The organism is Fulvivirga sedimenti (genome assembly GCF_020328055.1).
The window spans coordinates 1-19,080 of the sequence record NZ_JAIXNE010000004.1 but is presented as its reverse complement, the minus strand read 5'-3'; the positions used below and the strand labels follow the sequence as shown (position 1 = coordinate 19,080).

Here is a 19,080-nt window from a genome sequence, read left to right as displayed (position 1 = left end):
TGAAATTCCGTACTATCATGTTTTACTTATGAACATTATTCATCGGGCTTTTTCCACCCCGGAAAGAACAGCAATTATTGCAAATGGGAAGTCCTATACCTACAAGGAGTTGCTGAGTTCTTCCCACGCCGCAGCCCGTCAACTGTTAGACGAAAAAACAGATCTCCATGAGGCAAGAGTGGCTTTTATGATCAAGCCAGGCTTTGATTACGTGAAGATTCAATGGGGTATATGGCGTGCCGGTGGCATTGCCGTTCCATTGTATCATGGCAGTCCGCCTGATGCCATACAATATATCCTGGAGGACACAAAGGCTGAATACCTCGTGGTAGAAAAGGAATACCTGGCAGAATTTGAAAAGTATACCGGTTCCAGCAGTATCCGGTTAATTGCCAATGATGAATTTCCGGCTGACGATGGGATCCTGCCGGAAATTGATTCGAACCGACGGGCGATGATCCTTTATACGAGTGGCACAACCGGATCGCCAAAGGGAGTGGTAAGCACGCATGCAACTATCGAGGCCCAGATCACAAGCCTTGCAGACGCATGGGAATGGAGTAGGGAAGACCATATCCTGAATATCCTGCCCATGCATCATGTTCATGGTATCATCAATGTGCTGAGCTGTGCATTATGGGCCGGGGCCACTTGCGAATTCCTTCCAAAATTTGATGCGAAATCCGTTTTTGACGTGCTCAACAGGGGGGATGTGACACTTTTTATGGCCGTCCCAACCATCTATCATAAACTCATCGCCTATTGGGAAACATTGCCGGCCGGAGAGAGGTCCGACCTGTACCAGCATCTCAGCAAACTGAGACTGATGGTTTCCGGTTCTGCCGCGCTGCCTGTTTCGGTGATGGAAAAATGGAAAGAGATAAGCGGACATACACTGCTGGAACGATACGGTATGACCGAGATTGGAATGGCCATCAGTAATCCGTATCATGGCGAAAGAAGACCGGGGCATATCGGTCAACCATTGCCGGGTGTATCGGTTAAACTGGTGGATGGCGACTTTGAAGAAGTGCCGGAGGGTGACCCCGGAGAAATCCTGGTGAAAGGGGCGAATGTGTTTGTGGAATATTGGGAGCGGCCGAAGGAAACAGCAGATGCATTTACTATGGATGGTTGGTTTAAGACAGGTGATATAGCAATCTATGATACAGGTAGTTATAAAATAATTGGCCGAAGCTCCGTGGATATAATTAAGTCAGGTGGTTATAAAATTTCAGCATTGGAAATAGAAGAGATTTTACGCCTTCGAGAGGAAATTAAGGACTGTGGTGTGGTGGGTGTTGCTGATGACGAGTGGGGTGAGCTGGTATGTGCAGCCGTAGTCCTGGCAGGTGAGGGAAGCGAACTTCCCGCGGATGAAATTGATCAGTGGATCCGGACCAAATTACCTCCGTATAAAATCCCCCGGAAGTACATCTTCCTGGAAGATCTCCCCAGAAATGCTATGGGTAAAGTGACCAAAAAGGAACTGAAAGAACTATTTACGAATCGTATGAACGAATGAGAATCTATGGTGTGGCCATATTAGCAGCGTGTTACCTCATCGGACAGCTTGTCGGACTATATTTAGGCTATTGGCTGGGAATCGGCGGCAACGTGGGAGGTGTGGGTTTTGGAATGTTGCTGTTGATATTCATGAATGGCAGGATGAAGGACTCCATGCCGAAAGTGAAAGACACAAAAGACGGAATTTACTTTTGGAGCGCCATGTACATTCCGGTGGTGATTGCCATGGCAGCGACCCTGAATGTCAGGGCAGCGGTGTCAGGAGGGTGGGTCGCGGTACTTGCGGGAATTATTGCAACCTCGGCATGCTATTTCTTTGTCCCGTTTATTTCCAGGATGGCCAGCGCTAAAACCAACCAATGATGGAGATCCTGGAACAATTTCTTGCTAAAAATGGACTCGTCCTGGCTTTCTTATTTATGGGCGTAGCCCTGTTTTTAGCCAACTGGTTTTCAAAGAAAGTGGTATTCAACAAAATCCCGGGGGTGGCTATTGCCATTTTCGCCGCGTTGGTCCTGGCATATTTTGGTGGGAATAAGGGGGTTGCCAGCTATCCGGCATTTACGGGCCTTGCAATACTGGGAGGGTCTATGTTCAGGGACTTTACCATCGTCTCAACTGCCATGGGCGTACACTTTTCAGAGCTCCGTGCAACCGGTCTCGCAGGTGTATTATCATTGTTGATAGGGGTGACCATCACCTTTTTTATTGGCGGATCGATTGGCTATGCCATGGGTTATACCGATGCCGTGAGCTTTACAACCATCGGCGCCGGTGCATGCACGTATATTGTCGGGCCGATCACCGGGGCTGCCATTGGCGCTTCTTCAGAACTGATCGCGATCAGCATTGCCGCAGGAGTGATGAAAACGGTTTTTGTGACCATTATTACCCCCATAGTAGCCAAGCGCATGAGTTTGGATAATCCCACGACAGCTATGATTTTCGGAGGAATGATCGGAACCACGAGTGGTGTGGCAGCCGGACTTGCTGCGACAGATCCGAAGCTCGTCCCATATGGAGCCATGACTTCGACATTCTATACAGGAGTGGGGGTTTTGCTTTGTCCGAGCGTATTTTACCTGCTGGTACTGGCCGTACTGGGGTAATTCCGGAGAATTAACAGGAAATGGCCATAATAAATTGCTGGAGGCATTAATCTGAATTCAATTCAGACCCGATATTAACCCATTTAACCTGCCATTTTCCATCCTGGTCCGTTGTAAAAAAGAGAAGCTGATTATCCGGGGTGACGTAGGGATTTCCCTGGCCCGAAGCATTGATTCGATCATTTAATCTTTTCGTTCTTGTCCAGTTCCCTTGTCCGTCGTTGAAACTCACATATAATTCAAGCTGTTCCCCGATGGTTGCAAAAACCAGGAATTTCTCATCGGGTGATACGTAGGGGGTACATTTATCGGCATTCAGCGATATTGACAGTTTTTCGGCGTTCCGGAACTTGCCGTCAACCTGTTTCGAATGATATAAGTCCATATCACTGTAATCCAGATTACTGGAATGAAAATACAGGGTTCCGGAATTCGTAATTACAGGATGGGATACCAATTTATCCCTCATATTTGGAATATCCACAAAAACAGGGTCAGTCCATGAACCGTCCACCTTATCTGACTTCCAAATGTGCCATGTCGGTTGAACATCCACAATATACACAGGTCGGGTTGAACTGAAATAGAGGGTGTTGCCATCCGGGGAAAAGCTGATGCCATGTTCATCAAATTCGCTGTTGAAAAATGCGGTTATTGGCTCGGTCCATTGTTCATTTTCTTTCCGAATTACGTACACGTCAAAATTTTCAAAGCTTGGGTCGGAAATCGTGTAGTAGTATTCCTTCATGTCCGGACTCAATATGCCTTTATGAATGATTTGACCATCGGGTACTAAATCCGGCATAAATGCCACAGGTACAGTGCCCGGCAATTCCAGGTTTAAAAGATTCATAGAGTGATGTCCTTTTTCAGGATTACAGCTAAACAGGAATAGCAATAAAAGAAAGGTGAAACTGCATCTATTCATTTATACGAATACTGGCAACGGATTAGAAGAGGTAATGGAGTGACAAGTTTACTTGATTATTACAGTTTCAACAAACTCCGAATATAATTGGGTTAAGGATATGAGCAGACCTAATGTTTTGTCATTTTGGATAGAGAAAAGCATCAATCTTATCAAACCAGGGTGAGATTACAATTGCAATCATCAGGGCAAATGATATCATCGTCACTAGTATACCTGCTATAGTTGCCCGATGAATCTTTCGAATTGTAAAAATGTCGTACGCCAGCGGAATAATAATCCACGTTAGAATCATAGCGAGAACCACTACAGGTGTTGACCAATCAAAAATAGATCCAACCCTGGACCAGGCAGGAGAGACGAGGTTTACCAGAGCTACCAGCATCAGTCGTTTATGTGCCTGGGTTTTTCCTTTATTTACGAGCACGATACTCGCAAAATACAAGCCGGCAAAGACCAGAACGTCCCTGGACTCACCGATTAATCTCCCGGGGTCTCCCCACAGGTATGTTATGTAAATTCCAACAATGGTGGCAACTATGACCAGGACATGAGCAATCTTCACATTTTGCTTATGCCGGTTTAATTTGTTCTTCAGAATTAGCCTTGACTGCCAGGTAAATAGAATTAGCCAACCCAGTGTCGATATTATATGTATAATTACATAGGGCTTATAGTATCGCTCCAGTCTTACAGGCTGTACCAATGCGACGATTCCAAAAGCCAGGATAACAAATAAAATGGATGCCACTCCAGTATAATACAAGAATTTTGAATTGTGTCCTTTCATCATTGAATTCTGATATCAATTGATAATATCCGATACTTTCTGACCAGAGGTGAAGAATTTAATTTACTTGAAAAATCTACTTCGAGCAAACTTCACTTTTAAGTTGTAATCAAGAGCGATGAGCATAAGTAGGGAGGTATTCAATATTTCTATTTAACATAATATAAATTATATAACAACACCACGTGGTCACCGCAATACGAACACCGTGAGTATTTAACATAAAACCAGTTATCATCACTTCAGTGTGATAACGGATCGGTTTTATGTTAAGGTGATTGCATTTTATATCCGGCGTGACTCAGCATTTTAAAACCCGCAATCATCACAAATTAAAATTTGTACTATCTTAGGTTTTGATGATTCCTCTGAGCACTGGCTACTCTCAAATCATCCTGGGTAAAGCTATGAACTACAGAATTCAGGTAACCTTGGTTCCTGTTCAGATACAATAGCCTTCATCTCTACTAACCATCGATACAATGATAAAATTCTTCAAAAAAATCAGACAGCAATTAGTATCAGAAAATAAATTCAGCAAATATCTGATTTATGCATTAGGTGAAGTGCTATTGGTTATGATAGGAATTTTTCTGGCTTTCCAATTGAATACTACAGTTGAGCACCGGAAAAATAACCTGGAAGAAAAAAGGATTCTATACAATTTATTAGAATATGATTTAAAAAGTGACATAGAACAACTGAATGAATTGATTGATTCAGTGGAAACTACCACACAAATTATGACCGCTTTAAGTGGTGATAAAATTGAATTTATCACGGAAATGGAATCCTTTATAAAGGACTACCATTTTCAAGCCAATGATGGCACCTTCAATGAGGCATTATCCACAGGTACAATGAAATTGATAAAATCAGATACCTTGCGCGGTCTTATTTTTAAATACTACAAGGAAATTGAGAACAATAAATTTATCATTGAACAAAGTGCATTCGTCAATAATCATCAAATTACAAGACCGGAGATGTATGCGAAGGTGATAGCAACCTCTGAAAGCTTTGAACGCTATAATATCTCATTACCATTGCCTGAATTGGACCTGGAAACTCTAATTAAAGACCAGGAATTTATGGGTTCCATGTTTAGTCGTATGGCTTCCTTACAATCCCAAATAGGTTCCTGGAAACAATTGAAACACAAGGCTGAAATTTTAAGAAAAGAAGTTAAGAAAAAGCTGGATTCCCATTGATCTAATGTGAATCTGAACTTTAAGTGGCAACGGACTCCGGGATTACCACTCCCCTCCTGCCAAATCTAATTCAGGAAATTCTTGCCTAAATCATTCCTTCTTCTTCATATATTCAGAATTCAAGTATGATTTTAAATTGTGAGATAGCGGCCGCAATCATCACAATTTAAAATCTGTATATTAGTTTATGCGTGGATGGATTTCAATCAACTGGCTATCTGCAATATATAATTTGGGGAGTATAAGATTATTTTACAAGACAGTTACTAAAGCAAACACATGCAACACATCCCTTTTTGGCAAACATGGATAGTGGCAGGCTTACTGATGGCGATGCCCGCAACAGTCACAGCACAGGAAGCTGAGCTCACCCTTGATGACCTGTTTGCAACGCCTAAACTAACGGGAACAACCCCGTCGCGGCCTGTGTGGGCACCGGACAGCGAGCACTTCGCCTTTTCCTGGAGTGAACCAGGAAATCCCGGGCGCGGCCTCTGGGTATCCACAAGCGATGGGAAGCAAGTGCGCCACATTTCCAATACGGCAGCCGCGCCGGTGCGCGAAATTGTCTGGACCGACCCGAACACCATTGTCAGCCTGCGAGCTAACAACCTGTTATGGCAGACATCGCTCAGCCAGGGAGAAGACCTCCAGTTTATGCCCGTAGAGGCAGGTGCACATAACCTGACGATATCGCCTAGCGGCAACCAGGCAGCGTATATACGGAACGGTGACCTGTGGCTTGCTGACTTCCCTTCCAAACAGAATCGTCAGCTCACCGAAATCGGCATCGCCAGTCTCTCAAGCGTAAAGAAAGGGCGCTACAGCCGTCCGGAACGTGAAATCGGTCCGGGCATCTGGAGTGGGCCAACATACAAGTGGTCCCCGGATGGCAGGACCATCGCGTTTCACGCCGTTGACCGACGCGAGATGCGAAAGGTGCCGTTCCCGGATTACCTCGGTGCCGAAACCAATCCCAACGAGGTACGCCGGGGTTACCCGGGTGATCCAAACGAGATTCGCAGGGTTGGCCTGCTCGATGTAGAAAGCGGTAACATTATATACCTCGATTTGCCAGACCCGCACGCCAACCAGGTCATCGACTTCAACTGGTCACCTGGCGGTGCTCTGCTGGTTGATATCGCATCCGACACGGCGGTTGAACGTAAGCTGTTCGTCGTTGCACCCGGAGAAAGCCAACCGCGCGAGATTTGGCAAGGTGTTCGAGAGAGCCGCATGTACACATCATTTGGATCTGCCTGGCATCCGGATGGAAAGAATGTTGTTTTCTTAAGTGATATGGGTGATCGCTACGGCCTTTATACCATCGATGCCTCACCGTCCAGGGATCGTCCGCAGCTCCTGACAGATCCGTCCTACGATGTACTGTCCGCCCCAAGTATTGCTGGTGATGCTCTGTTTTACGAAGGCAACGGCGTTAATCCGTACGAACAACACGTGTATCGCCTGAATATGTCCGGTGGCGATCCCGAACAGGTGACACGCCTTTCGGGCCGGAACGATGGCTACCCCTCACCGGATGGCCGGCACCTGGTGTTCATGCACAGCAACGACACATCCCCTCCCGAACTTTACGTGGTAAGCAGCGAGGGTGGTGACCCTACACGAGTAACCCACTCGCCGTTGCCAGCCTTCACGGAGCGAACCTGGGCGACTGCGGAATACGTTAGTTTCCCCAGCCTTGTCGACGACTACACACTGCACGCCCGGATTCTGAAACCTGCCAACATGCAGCCCGGCAAGAAGTACCCGGTGCTGTTTGGACCCGTGTATTCGAATACAGCAAGGAACCGCTGGGCCGGTAACTACAGCCTCGTACAGCATCTGTTGGCTAAGAAGGGATATATTATCGTGCAGGTGGATTCACGTGGCAGCAACGGTTATGGCCGTGCATTCCGTGAAGAGTTCCTGCTGGGCTTTGCCGACCAGGACATTGAAGATTATGCAAGCGCCGTTGCCTACATGGAGTCACTGGATTATGTAGATCCCGATCGCATCGGTATCTGGGGCAGCAGTTATGGCGGCACACTCTCTGTTTATTCACTTTTGATGAAGCCGGGCTTATTCCAGGTGGGTGTTGCTGCAGCGGCGGCTGTTGACCCGATGTTCTTTGGCACGGACGACGTCGCGATTGTTCGTCGCCCACAGACACACCCGGAGGTCTTCGAAAGAAAAGCGCTCAAATACGCAGCGAATCTGGAGGATAAACTCCTGTTCATCCACGGCATCCAGGACCAGGTGGTACCTTTCAAGACAACGGCCGTGTTAGCTGAAGAACTGATTAACCAGGGAAAGGATTTCGACTTTGCATTTGCACCGGGTGCGACGCATGGATGGAGCGGTGAGCAGAACTACAATCGCTACCTGTTTGGCAAGATAATCGAATACTTTGACCGCCACCTGGCCGTGCCGTCTGAGTAGATGTTTGCAGGTGTCTTGTTAAAAGGCGTAGAGGAACGCCGGGCAGATCTTTGGATCACCGCAAAAACATATACTTAGCACGAACGTTTCCTTGTAAAGTTCACCATTTTTCTCATTGCGTATTTTTTCGTTTATTGACAGTATTCAATCCTAAAAACGGTCCTGGGGCAAAGCCAGGTCTGATCTGTTCTTGATGAATGCTACCACGAATCAAATCACTGTTTGCATATTACTTCTAATAGCAAACCTCATTTTTTCTTCATGTGCTGAAAGTACAAAGGAGAAGAAAAACAATGAGGACACCACGGACATATACATTTCTCCTGTAAGTTTTGACGGGTCAGAGTATACAACTAATCAAGAGAAAATTTTACATGGTAAGCGCCTGGCAAATTTGTTTGCCTGCAATAATTGCCATTTGTCTGATTATACTGGCGTGAATTTCGGTGACTTTATCCCAATACTCGATGGTCTATGGGCTAGCAACATATCACTTACATTACCTAAACTGCGTGATGATCAACTCGAAGAATTATTGCGAGATGGCACTCATCCTTCACGTGATTTATTCCTGATGCCTTCAAAAACATCTCAATTTTTGAGTGAAAAAGACATGGATGCATTGATTGCTTATTTAAGAACAATTCCCGAGAAAGGAAACCCTACACCTATCCCACCTGAAGGGTATAAAGATTCCGTTTCGGCCAGGTTGCCAGCAAATTATTGGAGAACCGATAATGAAGGAAAGCCTTATTATCATACTTCAGAAGATGAAGTACTGTACTACAGGAGTCATACATTGCCTGATCTTGGGCAGGATTTGTTAAAAGGAAGATTGATTGCACAGACCATGTGTTCATCTTGCCATGGGGCGGCATTAGATGGCGTTGGAGAAGACTCTGGAGATATTAAAAACGCCATTAGCTATGATTTAAGTAGTTACAAGCTACTTCTTAAACAAGGTATAACAATTCAGGGAGATACCATTCAATCACCATTCGGTACCGGACATGCATCTGTTTACCTAACCAATAACGAGATTGAAAACGTCATTGCTTACACAAAACAATTGATTGAAGAAAAATAGTCCCATTAATGAAGACCCTTCAATAAATTCGATTGATTAAAAACGCTCGCGACCAATGGCGATACCTGCTTTGTGAAATGTGATTCAGGATGGACCGAATAATACCCTAATTGCCGTACTAATCATTCCCAACAAAATTGGCCCTTCCAAAAAATCGCCTGTTCACGAAGTTATTGAGATTAGAACCAAATCGGTAATTGAACCCAAACCTGGAATCAATAGTATATGCTGAAGGCAGGGTTACCCTGCCACTCAGAATATCCTGTTCGGTGAAATCTCCTGCTGCCAGGTAAATCTGGTCCTTTACGTAGTTACCTTCTACCCTCATAAAGAAAGAAAAATTCCCGGTGACACGGACATCTGCTCTAACATTCAAACCTGTGGTCCAGGAGCTAAAATCATCCAGATAATTTCTCAAACGATATCCTATTTCAAGGTTGCCCCAACGTTTATTTAGTCCGAGACTGGCTCTCAGACTATGCAGAACCCTGGTTTCTTCAGTGACACCGTTAATCGTTTCTTCCACATATCTGTTATTCCTTACTTCAATCCCATAATTCACTCTCAGAAACCTGGAATTCTGCTCTGATTCCGGAAAAAAATTATACTCTACAGCGGGTCTGAATCTGGTCTGAAACTTATAATTAAAACGGGTATTCTGGAGACCTTCCAAATCATATCCGTAAGACCATTGGGGTGAAATAGACTTCACCAGCTGGTGACCAAATCCAAATTCTGATACATCAAAATTATTCTCAACATCATCAATGATCTGGTTTCCATTTTCATCAAGAACCGGATCGCCATTTTCATCAACTCTTGGCTCTCTTTGAATCGTTTTTCTCAGCCTTTCATCTACTCTCACCGATAGGTTAACTTTCCATTCATCCGTAATACGGTTAATATTGATTTCTCCACCTAAATTAATGTCCCTGCTCAATTCCTCTAATTCAAAGTTCGCATCGGTTCCCACATTAAAAACCCAATAATTCCAGGGATCAACGGTTTCCTCTCGTATGTCTTCCGTAAAGCGAGAGTCAGTCTTCATATTGATATCGATGTCCTCCCCTGCTGTGGTTTTTGCAACGTACGGAGCTAAACCCAATTTGATAAACCGGGTAAGTTTTGCCCGCACTTCGAAGTCGGTATCCGTCTGTTTGTTATTTACATACACGGTATCGTTTCTTCCCGCATGGATGTTTTGCTGACCTATAAACAAAAGTTGATATTGTCTTCCGCCACCACCAGATTCGTTATTGTTAATCAGCACAAAAACATCAGCTGATTCATTATCCCGGTAGAAGTCAACCGCTGTAATTTCCGTTCTGATAAAATCCATATCACAACCTCCATCCCACCGGTCACAACCGTCGATAAACACCCGCAGTTTTTTGCGAACATTGTTATTATCAATTGCCTGACTAATTGCAGGATTAGCCAGGGAAAAGAAGATCGGAATTAATACAAGCAGTATTTTTCTCATTTGATTAGGGGCAACTCGTGTTAATCGCATACTTAGTATCGAAGTTCTATGCAGTTTATCAACCTTAATAATGTGTTTGACCAGATATTGTTTGAAACCAGTATACATTTTACATGAAAATCAAAGACAATGATTGTTTTAAATCGGGACAATCAATATGGTAGCGCACAGTTTAAAACCCAAAACTATCACAATTTAAAATTTGTACTATCTTAGATTTTAACGATTTGTCTGAGCACCGATATATTTACCGTCGGATTTTGATCCCGTCATTTCACTCGTACATATCTCGACACCAAAATATAAAAGCCATTAAAATTGGATTATTTTACTGTACTGGGGTTTAGCCTTTTTGGTATTGGAAGCTTTTTATCATTATTCTTTATTCTGAGAAAGGGTTTTAATGATGGCGGGTATTTATTTCTCTATTTTTTGTTGTTTTTACTTTCCTATGAGTTGTTTTATAAAACACTTATCCATAGCAAGTTGATCTACAGTTTCCCTGCCTTATACATAAGTGGCAGGTTCTTTAATCTTCTGGTTTATCCTGTCTTTTTGTTCTTCGTACTTTCTATTACCAGATCCAACTTTCGACTAAGAGTCAAACATTGGATATTAATAGGTACAATAATCGCTTTCATCTTTATCAATTATTTTCATTCACTAAGCTTAAGTACTGACCAGAAACTCGTAAATCTGGATTTATTTTACCAGGATACCAGACCAGGATCTTTTAACTATTGGAAGAATTGGCAAACCTTATTCAAGGGAACAATTATTCCACTAGTGTTTGTCAGCTTGATCTCCTTTGAGTTTTTTCGTTTCACACGAGCTAACCACAGTACGTCTAAAAAGATACTATTGTACATCCTGCTTACCGTGATCTCGTTTTTTTTCTTATTTAATCTGTCATCAAACCTTCTTTACAAAAAGCTCGAAATTACATCCGGTTGGTCCATGATTGAGTGGCCCGTGGATATCTCTTTTCTTTCGGTGGTAATTGCTCTGCTTTCTCTAATTGCCCTTCTTGTTAATAGTGGTGTTGCGTTTTTGCCTCCAGCAAAATATGCTTCCAGTTCTTTAAATAAGAACAGTTATGATGAAATGATTACAGAAATTTCCAGAGTCATCCGGGAGAAGCAATTATACAAGCAATTTGACTTTAATTTGAAACTCCTTTCTAATGAACTAAACTCCAACCCGGGCTATATCTCGCAAACCATTAATCATGGCTTAGGTATACGATTTAATGATTACATCAATCAATTCAGAGTTGAGGAAGCAAAGCGCCAACTCCGATCCCCTGAAAATAAGCACTTAACTATTGAAGCCATTTCAGAACTATGCGGATTTAAGTCAAAATCAACTTTTTTCAGAGCTTTCAAAAAAGAAACAGGCCTCACCCCAAAACAATTTATTCAAGTCAGTAAAAAAAGTTCTGATGGATAAATTGAAACTTCATTATCTGCTGAAACAACTCTAAAAAGAAGAGAAAACAACATTTTTGTAATCGAACAATGATATTACAAAGATGAAATCAGGATGTGTATTATGGCTCCTTTTAATGAGCTTTTTCCCTGGAGTTTATACCGGCTGTATTGCTCAGGAAAAGAGTAATGACCAGCATGTCTTCTACTATTCAACCGTTGAATTTGTAGAAACACCATTATCCCCCATAAAAGGAAGTGTCCCTTTGAATAAAGAAGAGGCGATGAATCGAAACCATTACCGCTTTTTATATAACGAAAAGCACCAATTGGTATCTGTTTCATTCTTTAACGGGAATACACCCAGAAACCCCAATCATACGGCCAGTTTGTTTACGCTTGCGCATTTTATGAAATTCGATTATGGAGAGAAATCGGAGACTATTTCTTTCTTTAATACACAAGGCGAACCAGTTGAAGTACTTGGCAACTGTACTCTTTTTATGTATACCTATAATGATTTGGGTTTCAGAAACAGACTTTATTTTCTTAATAAAGATCATCAGCGATTAACAAATAGCTGGGGAATCTATGAGTATCAATGGGAATACCTTGATGATGGAAGCGTTATCGAAGATCGATACGACGAGAAAGGTAATCGCGTTACGATTCGCCCGGGTTTTGAATTTCACCGCCTGAGATTATACTTCAACCCATCCGGGCACATTGCATTAATGCAAAATATAGATGAGAATGGAAATCTGGTGGAAAATAGCTCCGGGGCCTCACAAGACAGAATAACCACCAATTCCCAGGGTAATTTTCTGGAATGGAACGTCCTCAACAACAGGAATGAACTGGAAAAAGGGAACGGTCCAAATGTGGCGATAGGTAAACAGGAATTTAATGAATACGGGTACGAAGTAGCTCTTGAACATCAGGACGAAAAAAGTCAATCTATTGCCAGCCATTATGGCATAATCAAGAGCAAAACAAAATTTGATCAGTTCGGGAATATCCAGGAGCGTACTTTTTATGACGCGGAAGGAAATCCGGATATACACAGTAATGCAGGTTATCACAAACTATCTCTGACATGGGATGAGCAAGGCAACAAAAGGAAAAGCCTGAGGTATTTTGATGTAGCAGGCAACCCCTGCCTGCATGAAACGAGAGGTTATCACGGTGTTCGATATGAGTATGATGATCAGGGAAGAATTTCAAAAATAAGCTATCTCTCAACGTCAGATAAGTTGATCAACCGTAAAGATAATGGTCATGCTTATTCAGTTTATAAATATCGGGATGATGGTGAAGTACAGGTTGTTCATTACGACACATCTGATTCGGAAATAAAGCTATGAAAATTGGTTGTTGATTATTTATATATCAACCCTTCGAACCAACCGGATACCCGCATATCTTCATTCAAATAGATTAGTGTGAGCCAAATTGAGTCGTAGATCCCATGGATGAATACAAGCAACAGTAAGTTGGTTCTGTTTTTATAAAACAAAAAAGCAAAAAACAGTGATCCTATAGTTATTCCAATAATGCCGGATAACCCCTGGTAACCATGGGACAGGCCAAAATAGACCGCAATAATTACACCTGATATCCCCCATGCTTTATTTGAACCCCCCATTAATTTGGCTAAACGCTTCATATAATATCCGTGAAACAGAAGCTCCTCTCCCATCGCTGCGAACACCCACATGATAATCATCATAAGTAAGTAGTTGCCAAAATCTCCCCGTAAGTCATCCAGTGAACTTAAATCGTTGTCACCCAGGTGATGCTGAAGGACACCATCAATGACTCCCGTCACAAAAAAATAGACGATGGATATCCAAACACTGGTAATAATCGTCTGAAGAGTTATTTTTTGCCCTATTCCGAAATAGGACCAATCCCACTTCTTTTGCCAGGCAATGAATAAGACCACTCCCAACCCAAAAAAGTACCCAAAATTTCTATCTGAAAGCGATAGCAAAATGGCAATAAGTATGACTATTAAAACCGAGTAGGGTTTGGATAAAAAGGTAAATAATTTAGCTTTCATGTCACCGGATAATTTTATTCTTCCTGATTTGCAGGCGAATGTATCAAGCAATCCGTTGTTCATAAAAAAGTTGGGATGAACGACCCTTTGCACCTAAAAAAGGGCATCATAACCGTTATGAAGTTCGTTCTTCACACGAATCAGACTGTTTGTCACCTACTGAAAGCTGTTTATCAAGTTTCTTTACTTGGAATAAAATGAAGGTTACCTTTGAACCATGAGCATGCCATCAAAAATCCTGCAAAGGGCGCTTTATTCCATAGTGCTTGTTTCATTGATAATTCCAGGAGGTATCATCATTATTTACCTGATCTATACTGGTGAAGATTCAGTGACATTTACCTTCGATACGTCAGTGGGTACAATACTCATTCTGTATTATATCATTCTGTTTTTCACATTGATATCGCTGGTTATTTATTGGTTCATCGGGCAAATGAAAGATCTACTGGCCATGCGGCATGAAAAGAAAAAGGCGGAGATAATGTTGCTTCAATCTGAAGTAAATCCTCATTTCTTCTTTAACATGTTGAATAATCTCTATGCAATGGTGGATAAGGACCCTCTCCTGGCTAAAGAGGTAATATTAAAGCTATCGGATATCATGCGGTATAGTATTTATGAGGGTAAAAATGAGCTGGTCACGCTGAAGGAGGAAATTGATTTTATAAATAATTACATTAACCTGCATAAGGTGCGGTATCACAGGGAAATTGATGTGCAGTTCACTGTAGAAGTGGAAGATGACCAGGCGAAAGTCACTCCCCTTTTATTCATTATTTTGGTTGAGAATGCTTTCAAGCATGGAATAGAAACCATTACCCATAATGCATTTATACATTTAAGGTTGACATCAGACACTCATAAAATAACGTTTGAGGTTGAGAACAATTTTGAAAAGAATCAAGAAAACATGACCGGAATAGGATTGACGAATCTGAGACGAAGACTTGAATTACTCTATGCAGAAAGGAGTAAATTTGATACTGAGATTAAAGATGATATCTACTATTCTAAACTCGAAATATCGGTTAAATGAAATACATTATAGTGGATGATGAACACTACGCTCACGACGTCATTAAAGGATATTGTGAGCAAATGGAGCATTTACAATTCGTAAAAAGCTGTTATGATGCCATTGAAGCTTTAAATATCTTAAAAAGTGAACAAGTTGATTTGATTTTTCTCGACTTGAATATGCCCAAAATATCCGGGTTTGATTTTTTAAAGACGTTGTCCAAACCACCAAAGGTTATAGTTACAACTGCCTATAAAGAGTTTGCCGTCGAGGGTTATGAGCTGGATATTGTTGACTACTTACTCAAGCCCGTTTCTTTTGAACGCTTTATTAAAGCCATAAACAAAATAGATAGTGTTGATGCGAACAAAGCAATGAGCCGTTCGGTACTGTCAAATGATAGAGAAGATGAGAACCGGATATTTCTTCGATCCAATAAAAGCTACATCCAGGTTGATTTGAAGACTATTTTGTTTGTTGAATCAACAGGCAACTATTGCAAGGTGGTTACCCTGGATAGTGAAATAGTAATTCGGGATAAAATCTCGAACGTCATCAAGACACTTCCGTCCGACAATTTTTTCCAGGTTCATAAATCCTTTATTGTATCAAAAAGTCAGATTAATTCTATTGAGGGCAACAGAATAATGATCAGGAATTATGAAGTGCCCATCGGTAAATCTTTCAAATTAAATGTAAATCGGATATTAAGTGGAAGCTGATCCAAAAATCATGATAAGAATGAGATGTTGATTCCATGGAGTGGATCTTTAAAACCTTCAACAGGTAATTCATGTTACATTTAAAATCAATTTACGCGCATGAACCAAAAAGAACTCTCTCAGTTGACCGACACAGAACTGCTGGAAGTAGCGAAGAAGAACAAACCATCACCCATAATTGATGCCTTCTTTATTGGGTTTTTAATCGGAATCATTATTTATAGCGTAGCTGCGAGCACCTGGGGTCTTGTGACCCTAATCCCGTTGTTTGTGATTTACAGACTTCTGAAAAAACCCGGGCAATACGAGGCGCTGCAGAAAGAGTTAAAGGAACGTAACCTGCGACAACTTTAATAAACTTCAGGCTATATCAATCCTGGCATTACAAGAAAGTCCTTCAAACTTAACATGACTACCGATTTTATGTGAGACAAAGAAATTGGTGGTCTGAGCTTTTGAATCGCGACTGACACACATTTCGGGATATTTGGATTTTTTTTGGTAGATAGAACTAGCTGGGCTTAATTAGAATATGAATCTAGAACTAATCAAATCTGATAGAATTGATGAACTGACAAACTTTCTCATGCTTGTATCTGTTCGACTTATCTCCTATGATAAAAAATTAGTTCCTCTTCCAAATTCTGATGAGAAATTTGGTTTGATTCCTCGTTGTAATAGAATGATTATCGAGGTGATAAACAAAAGTAATTCCACCTTAAATGATCTGCTGTTAACTGTTTACAGAAAAAACTCTAAGCTTGGAAAAGACAACTTTGATACTGTCCCTATCAAGACATACGAACTTCTTCCAAGGTCTACTGGCAAATATGAAATAATAGTTTTTGACCCATTTAATGAGAAATTTAATGGTGTGGAGATATGGGTCTCAACTAAGGAAGATTGGGAATTAAGAGCAAAAGCCGAAAAGTGGCTTGACCGTGCTGAAGATTTTTCAAAAAGGAAATATAGTCTATTGGATAGAATTAAAAATAAGATAAAATTAGACTAACAATTTCTAGGCTTCATTTAATAACAGTTTATCCTACCCTCAATCAATGATAAATATATTCAGGAAAATAAGGCACAACCTGTCCTCTGAAAACAAAATTGGCAAGTACCTACTGTATGCCTCCGGAGAAATAATTCTCGTGGTAATCGGGATATTAATTGCAATACAGCTGAACAGCTGGAAGACAGAAACTGATGAAAATGCTGAAGTATTAAACGATTTGAATGGCCTTTATGCCGAATTGAATCAGGACTCGGAACGTATGGATACCTTGTATGCATTCTATGCCGATAAAACCAATGCTATTCAACGATTACTTGAATATAATGACACGTCTGTCCAGCTATCAAATCATGCGTTAGGAGAACTATTCAATTCAACCCTTGAATACAAAAAATTTTCAAGCAAAAGGAGTACTTACCTTTCGATGATAAGCGGAGGTTATATTAACAAAATCAAAGACAAAGATCTTATCAATGAAATAATTAAATATTATGAAAGCCCCTACCTGACCTGGTCCACAGAGATATATGGAAATATTTCTGAATCAATTGATTATAGCCAGACTGAATTGTACCATTCAAATGACGGACTAATCAGGCTGAAGAGGGATAATTCTATCCCAAATTGGACGTTGACTAATGATCAGTATAAGTCGGAGTACGCGAAATTGATTCAATCAAAATGGGCAATTGATATTCTGACTAACTTTCTTAAACAGAGTAATTTTATCTTTAGTAATCTTGAAATGTACAAGAAATTGAATGATCATTTGAGAGAAGAGATTAAAGAATATACCATCAATGGGATTAATGACTAAACAAATGAGTGGCTAAAGTAATACAAAGATTTTTTAGCCGGATAAACAGATATGAGAACACCCATGATCACCCCGGAAGGGATGCAAAAGCTGAAAGATGAATTAAACCATCTCTGGAAAGTAGAGCGCGTTGAAACCACCAAAAAGGTTTCCCGGGCAGCCAGCCTGGGTGACCGTTCCGAAAATGCCGATTACCACTACAATAAAAAACGCCTCCGTGAAATTGACCGGCGAATTCTGTATCTGCGTAAATGCATCGATGACTTTAAGGTCGTGGAATACCATCCGCACCAGGAAGGCAAGGTCATGTTTGGCGCTTGGGTGGAAATTGAAAATGATAAGGGCCTTAAGAACCGCATGTTGTTTATTTAAAACAAGTACTTAACCATAAACTGCAATCGTCTGCCAGTACCTTGCGTATCATTTACATTCGTGCGCTGTACCATCATGAATTCTACTCCGGTGTTCAAGCTCTTTAATGGAGACCAAATCAAATTAGCGTGGCCCGATAATCCGGCTTTCATATCATACCCTTCTTTGTATTCTGAAGGATCAATAGAATACCAGTTTGAATTGATATTGGTAACAAGGGTGTTTGACAAACGAAACGCAAATCCACCTCCTAAATTCCATGCAGGCATCGTTTCTAATGTGCCTTCCGGCGTTACAATGGCAGAAGCTTGTGTGCCAATTGTAGCCACTATTTGGCTACCCCATCCGTGTCCATAGCTAGCCATCCAACGGAACCAATGCTTTTTTGCACCAAAGTATTCACGCCCGCTAAAGCTAAAGCCCCAACCTAGTGCTCTGGAATTGGGCATTGCACCCAAACCATCCCATCGGAGTTGAAAAACCGATGCTCCTAAAAACAACCGTCCACCTGCAGCTGTTTTTTTTGTAATTCGGCCAGTCAAAAGAGGGAGTTGCTGGCTAGCTTGGCCAATAGTATCCCTGGCGTCAATACCCGGATACTCAAGCATTTCTAAGGCCAGCGCATACATAAACTTGCTTCCAAGTTTGTCTTCCCAACGTACTTGAGCTCTTCGCGTTCCGGTTAATGCATCACCTGCAGCAAAATCAATAGTAGCTGGTACGGCAAACAAATCTGATTGCGTACCCCAGGTTCTACCAACAAGTAATCGGCCCATTACACCGTATGCATGGCGGAGTCTTGGTGCTTGGTTAAAGGCCCCGCGATCGAGGTTGTAAAAGTCTAATTCAATAAATATCTGATAGGGACGTCCGGCCTCATTTATGCTTCGAATATCAAAATTGAACCTCGATTCGCGGGCATGCATATTCATGTAGCCGCTTTGCGCGGGGCGGCCATCTCCTGCTACAGGTGCATTTTGTATTTCATATTGAAACCGGTCGTATCCGCCATCAAAATCCTGGATGTAATCCAATTTCACATAGCCACCTATAGCCATCCGGGCTTT

At 41.7% G+C, this 19,080-nt stretch carries 19 protein-coding genes; 14 read left to right on the top strand and 5 right to left on the bottom strand.

What is annotated here, in order from left to right; all coding sequences use genetic code 11:
- Positions 1–28: 28 nt before the first annotated feature.
- From LDX50_RS18075 to madM, 3 genes are read left to right on the top strand one after another with little or no spacing between them, the layout of a single operon-like run.
- A complete protein-coding gene (locus LDX50_RS18075) occupies positions 29–1,525 on the top strand; it encodes an acyl-CoA synthetase (protein ID WP_225697602.1) in 1,497 nt (498 codons plus the stop codon).
- A complete protein-coding gene (madL, locus tag LDX50_RS18070; protein WP_225697601.1) occupies positions 1,522–1,890 on the top strand; it encodes a malonate transporter subunit MadL in 369 nt (122 codons plus the stop codon). The genes LDX50_RS18075 and madL overlap by 4 nt, the downstream gene beginning before the upstream one ends.
- Positions 1,887–2,636: a malonate transporter subunit MadM gene (gene madM, locus LDX50_RS18065; protein WP_338029998.1), complete on the top strand. Its 750-nt coding sequence runs from the start codon at positions 1,887–1,889 to the stop codon at positions 2,634–2,636. The genes madL and madM overlap by 4 nt, the downstream gene beginning before the upstream one ends.
- Before the next feature lie 46 nt (positions 2,637–2,682).
- On the opposite strand, the gene LDX50_RS18060 is transcribed toward madM, so the two are convergent.
- Together LDX50_RS18060 and LDX50_RS18055 are read right to left on the bottom strand one after the other, a co-directional pair.
- Positions 2,683–3,489, bottom strand: a complete 807-nt coding sequence (locus tag LDX50_RS18060) for a TolB family protein (RefSeq protein ID WP_225697600.1) — start codon at positions 3,487–3,489, stop codon at positions 2,683–2,685.
- Positions 3,490–3,685: 196 nt separating this feature from the next.
- On the bottom strand, positions 3,686–4,315 hold the full coding sequence (locus LDX50_RS18055; protein WP_225697599.1) for a hypothetical protein: 630 nt from the start codon (positions 4,313–4,315) through the stop codon (positions 3,686–3,688).
- Positions 4,316–4,836: 521 nt separating this feature from the next.
- Between LDX50_RS18055 and LDX50_RS18050 the strand changes: the two genes are divergently transcribed.
- The 3 genes from LDX50_RS18050 (at position 4,837) to LDX50_RS18040 (ending at position 9,094) form a co-directional block, all read left to right on the top strand.
- Positions 4,837–5,565: a DUF6090 family protein gene (locus LDX50_RS18050; protein ID WP_225697598.1), complete on the top strand. Its 729-nt coding sequence runs from the start codon at positions 4,837–4,839 to the stop codon at positions 5,563–5,565.
- Between the two features lie 312 nt (positions 5,566–5,877).
- A complete protein-coding gene (locus LDX50_RS18045) occupies positions 5,878–8,007 on the top strand; it encodes a prolyl oligopeptidase family serine peptidase (RefSeq protein ID WP_225697597.1) in 2,130 nt (709 codons plus the stop codon).
- Positions 8,008–8,200: 193 nt separating this feature from the next.
- On the top strand, positions 8,201–9,094 hold the full coding sequence (locus LDX50_RS18040; RefSeq protein WP_225697596.1) for a cytochrome c4: 894 nt from the start codon (positions 8,201–8,203) through the stop codon (positions 9,092–9,094).
- Positions 9,095–9,212: 118 nt separating this feature from the next.
- Here the strand turns inward: LDX50_RS18040 and LDX50_RS18035 are convergent, their stop codons facing one another.
- The gene (locus LDX50_RS18035) at positions 9,213–10,577 is read right to left on the bottom strand and encodes a hypothetical protein (protein ID WP_225697595.1); all 1,365 of its coding nucleotides are present in this window, start codon (positions 10,575–10,577) and stop codon (positions 9,213–9,215) included.
- Positions 10,578–11,534: 957 nt separating this feature from the next.
- Between LDX50_RS18035 and LDX50_RS18030 the strand changes: the two genes are divergently transcribed.
- Positions 11,535–12,026: a helix-turn-helix domain-containing protein gene (locus LDX50_RS18030; protein ID WP_225697594.1), complete on the top strand. Its 492-nt coding sequence runs from the start codon at positions 11,535–11,537 to the stop codon at positions 12,024–12,026.
- A 115-nt stretch (positions 12,027–12,141) separates the two neighbouring features.
- Positions 12,142–13,368, top strand: a complete 1,227-nt coding sequence (locus LDX50_RS18025) for a hypothetical protein (RefSeq protein WP_225697593.1) — start codon at positions 12,142–12,144, stop codon at positions 13,366–13,368.
- 14 nt (positions 13,369–13,382) lie between these two features.
- Here LDX50_RS18025 and LDX50_RS18020 read toward each other — a convergent pair whose 3' ends face one another.
- Positions 13,383–14,066, bottom strand: a complete 684-nt coding sequence (locus LDX50_RS18020) for a CPBP family intramembrane glutamic endopeptidase (protein ID WP_225697592.1) — start codon at positions 14,064–14,066, stop codon at positions 13,383–13,385.
- Between the two features lie 223 nt (positions 14,067–14,289).
- On the opposite strand from LDX50_RS18020, the gene LDX50_RS18015 reads away from it, so the two are divergent.
- The 6 genes from LDX50_RS18015 (at position 14,290) to greB (ending at position 18,013) form a co-directional block, all read left to right on the top strand.
- Entirely contained in the window at positions 14,290–15,105 is an 816-nt protein-coding gene (locus LDX50_RS18015; protein WP_225697591.1) for a sensor histidine kinase, read from the top strand.
- The gene (locus LDX50_RS18010; protein ID WP_225697590.1) at positions 15,102–15,809 is read left to right on the top strand and encodes a LytR/AlgR family response regulator transcription factor; all 708 of its coding nucleotides are present in this window, start codon (positions 15,102–15,104) and stop codon (positions 15,807–15,809) included. The genes LDX50_RS18015 and LDX50_RS18010 overlap by 4 nt, the downstream gene beginning before the upstream one ends.
- Positions 15,810–15,908: 99 nt before the next feature.
- The gene (locus tag LDX50_RS18005) at positions 15,909–16,163 is read left to right on the top strand and encodes an FUSC family protein (protein ID WP_225697589.1); all 255 of its coding nucleotides are present in this window, start codon (positions 15,909–15,911) and stop codon (positions 16,161–16,163) included.
- Positions 16,164–16,341: 178 nt separating this feature from the next.
- Positions 16,342–16,821 (top strand): hypothetical protein, encoded by a 480-nt coding sequence (locus LDX50_RS18000; protein ID WP_225697588.1) that lies wholly within the window; start codon positions 16,342–16,344, stop codon positions 16,819–16,821.
- A 46-nt stretch (positions 16,822–16,867) separates the two neighbouring features.
- Positions 16,868–17,641, top strand: coding sequence for a DUF6090 family protein (locus tag LDX50_RS17995; RefSeq protein WP_225697587.1), 774 nt, complete (start codon positions 16,868–16,870; stop codon positions 17,639–17,641).
- Positions 17,642–17,692: 51 nt separating this feature from the next.
- Positions 17,693–18,013, top strand: a complete 321-nt coding sequence (gene greB / locus LDX50_RS17990) for a transcription elongation factor GreB (RefSeq protein ID WP_225697586.1) — start codon at positions 17,693–17,695, stop codon at positions 18,011–18,013.
- Here the strand turns inward: greB and LDX50_RS17985 are convergent.
- On the bottom strand, positions 18,010–19,080 hold a 1,071-nt coding region (locus LDX50_RS17985; RefSeq protein WP_225698763.1), incomplete at its 5' end, for a DcaP family trimeric outer membrane transporter. The two genes, greB and LDX50_RS17985, sit on opposite strands and share 4 nt — an antisense overlap.

What these genes read in the sequence shown, in the direction of transcription:
- LDX50_RS18040 (WP_225697596.1), top strand. Translation starts at nt 8,201, where the DNA reads ATGAATGCTACCACGAATCAAATCACTGTTTGCATATTACTTCTAATA.
- LDX50_RS18035 (WP_225697595.1), bottom strand. Translation starts at nt 10,577, where the DNA reads ATGAGAAAAATACTGCTTGTATTAATTCCGATCTTCTTTTCCCTGGCT.
- greB (WP_225697586.1), top strand. Translation starts at nt 17,693, where the DNA reads ATGAGAACACCCATGATCACCCCGGAAGGGATGCAAAAGCTGAAAGAT.
- LDX50_RS18010 (WP_225697590.1), top strand. Translation starts at nt 15,102, where the DNA reads ATGAAATACATTATAGTGGATGATGAACACTACGCTCACGACGTCATT.
- LDX50_RS18000 (WP_225697588.1), top strand. Translation starts at nt 16,342, where the DNA reads ATGAATCTAGAACTAATCAAATCTGATAGAATTGATGAACTGACAAAC.
- LDX50_RS18025 (WP_225697593.1), top strand. Translation starts at nt 12,142, where the DNA reads ATGAGCTTTTTCCCTGGAGTTTATACCGGCTGTATTGCTCAGGAAAAG.
- LDX50_RS18015 (WP_225697591.1), top strand. Translation starts at nt 14,290, where the DNA reads ATGCCATCAAAAATCCTGCAAAGGGCGCTTTATTCCATAGTGCTTGTT.
- LDX50_RS18060 (WP_225697600.1), bottom strand. Translation starts at nt 3,489, where the DNA reads ATGAATCTTTTAAACCTGGAATTGCCGGGCACTGTACCTGTGGCATTT.
- LDX50_RS18030 (WP_225697594.1), top strand. Translation starts at nt 11,535, where the DNA reads ATGATTGAGTGGCCCGTGGATATCTCTTTTCTTTCGGTGGTAATTGCT.
- LDX50_RS18075 (WP_225697602.1), top strand. Translation starts at nt 29, where the DNA reads ATGAACATTATTCATCGGGCTTTTTCCACCCCGGAAAGAACAGCAATT.
- LDX50_RS18005 (WP_225697589.1), top strand. Translation starts at nt 15,909, where the DNA reads ATGAACCAAAAAGAACTCTCTCAGTTGACCGACACAGAACTGCTGGAA.
- LDX50_RS17995 (WP_225697587.1), top strand. Translation starts at nt 16,868, where the DNA reads ATGATAAATATATTCAGGAAAATAAGGCACAACCTGTCCTCTGAAAAC.
- LDX50_RS18020 (WP_225697592.1), bottom strand. Translation starts at nt 14,066, where the DNA reads ATGAAAGCTAAATTATTTACCTTTTTATCCAAACCCTACTCGGTTTTA.
- madM (WP_338029998.1), top strand. Translation starts at nt 1,887, where the DNA reads ATGATGGAGATCCTGGAACAATTTCTTGCTAAAAATGGACTCGTCCTG.
- LDX50_RS18050 (WP_225697598.1), top strand. Translation starts at nt 4,837, where the DNA reads ATGATAAAATTCTTCAAAAAAATCAGACAGCAATTAGTATCAGAAAAT.
- madL (WP_225697601.1), top strand. Translation starts at nt 1,522, where the DNA reads ATGAGAATCTATGGTGTGGCCATATTAGCAGCGTGTTACCTCATCGGA.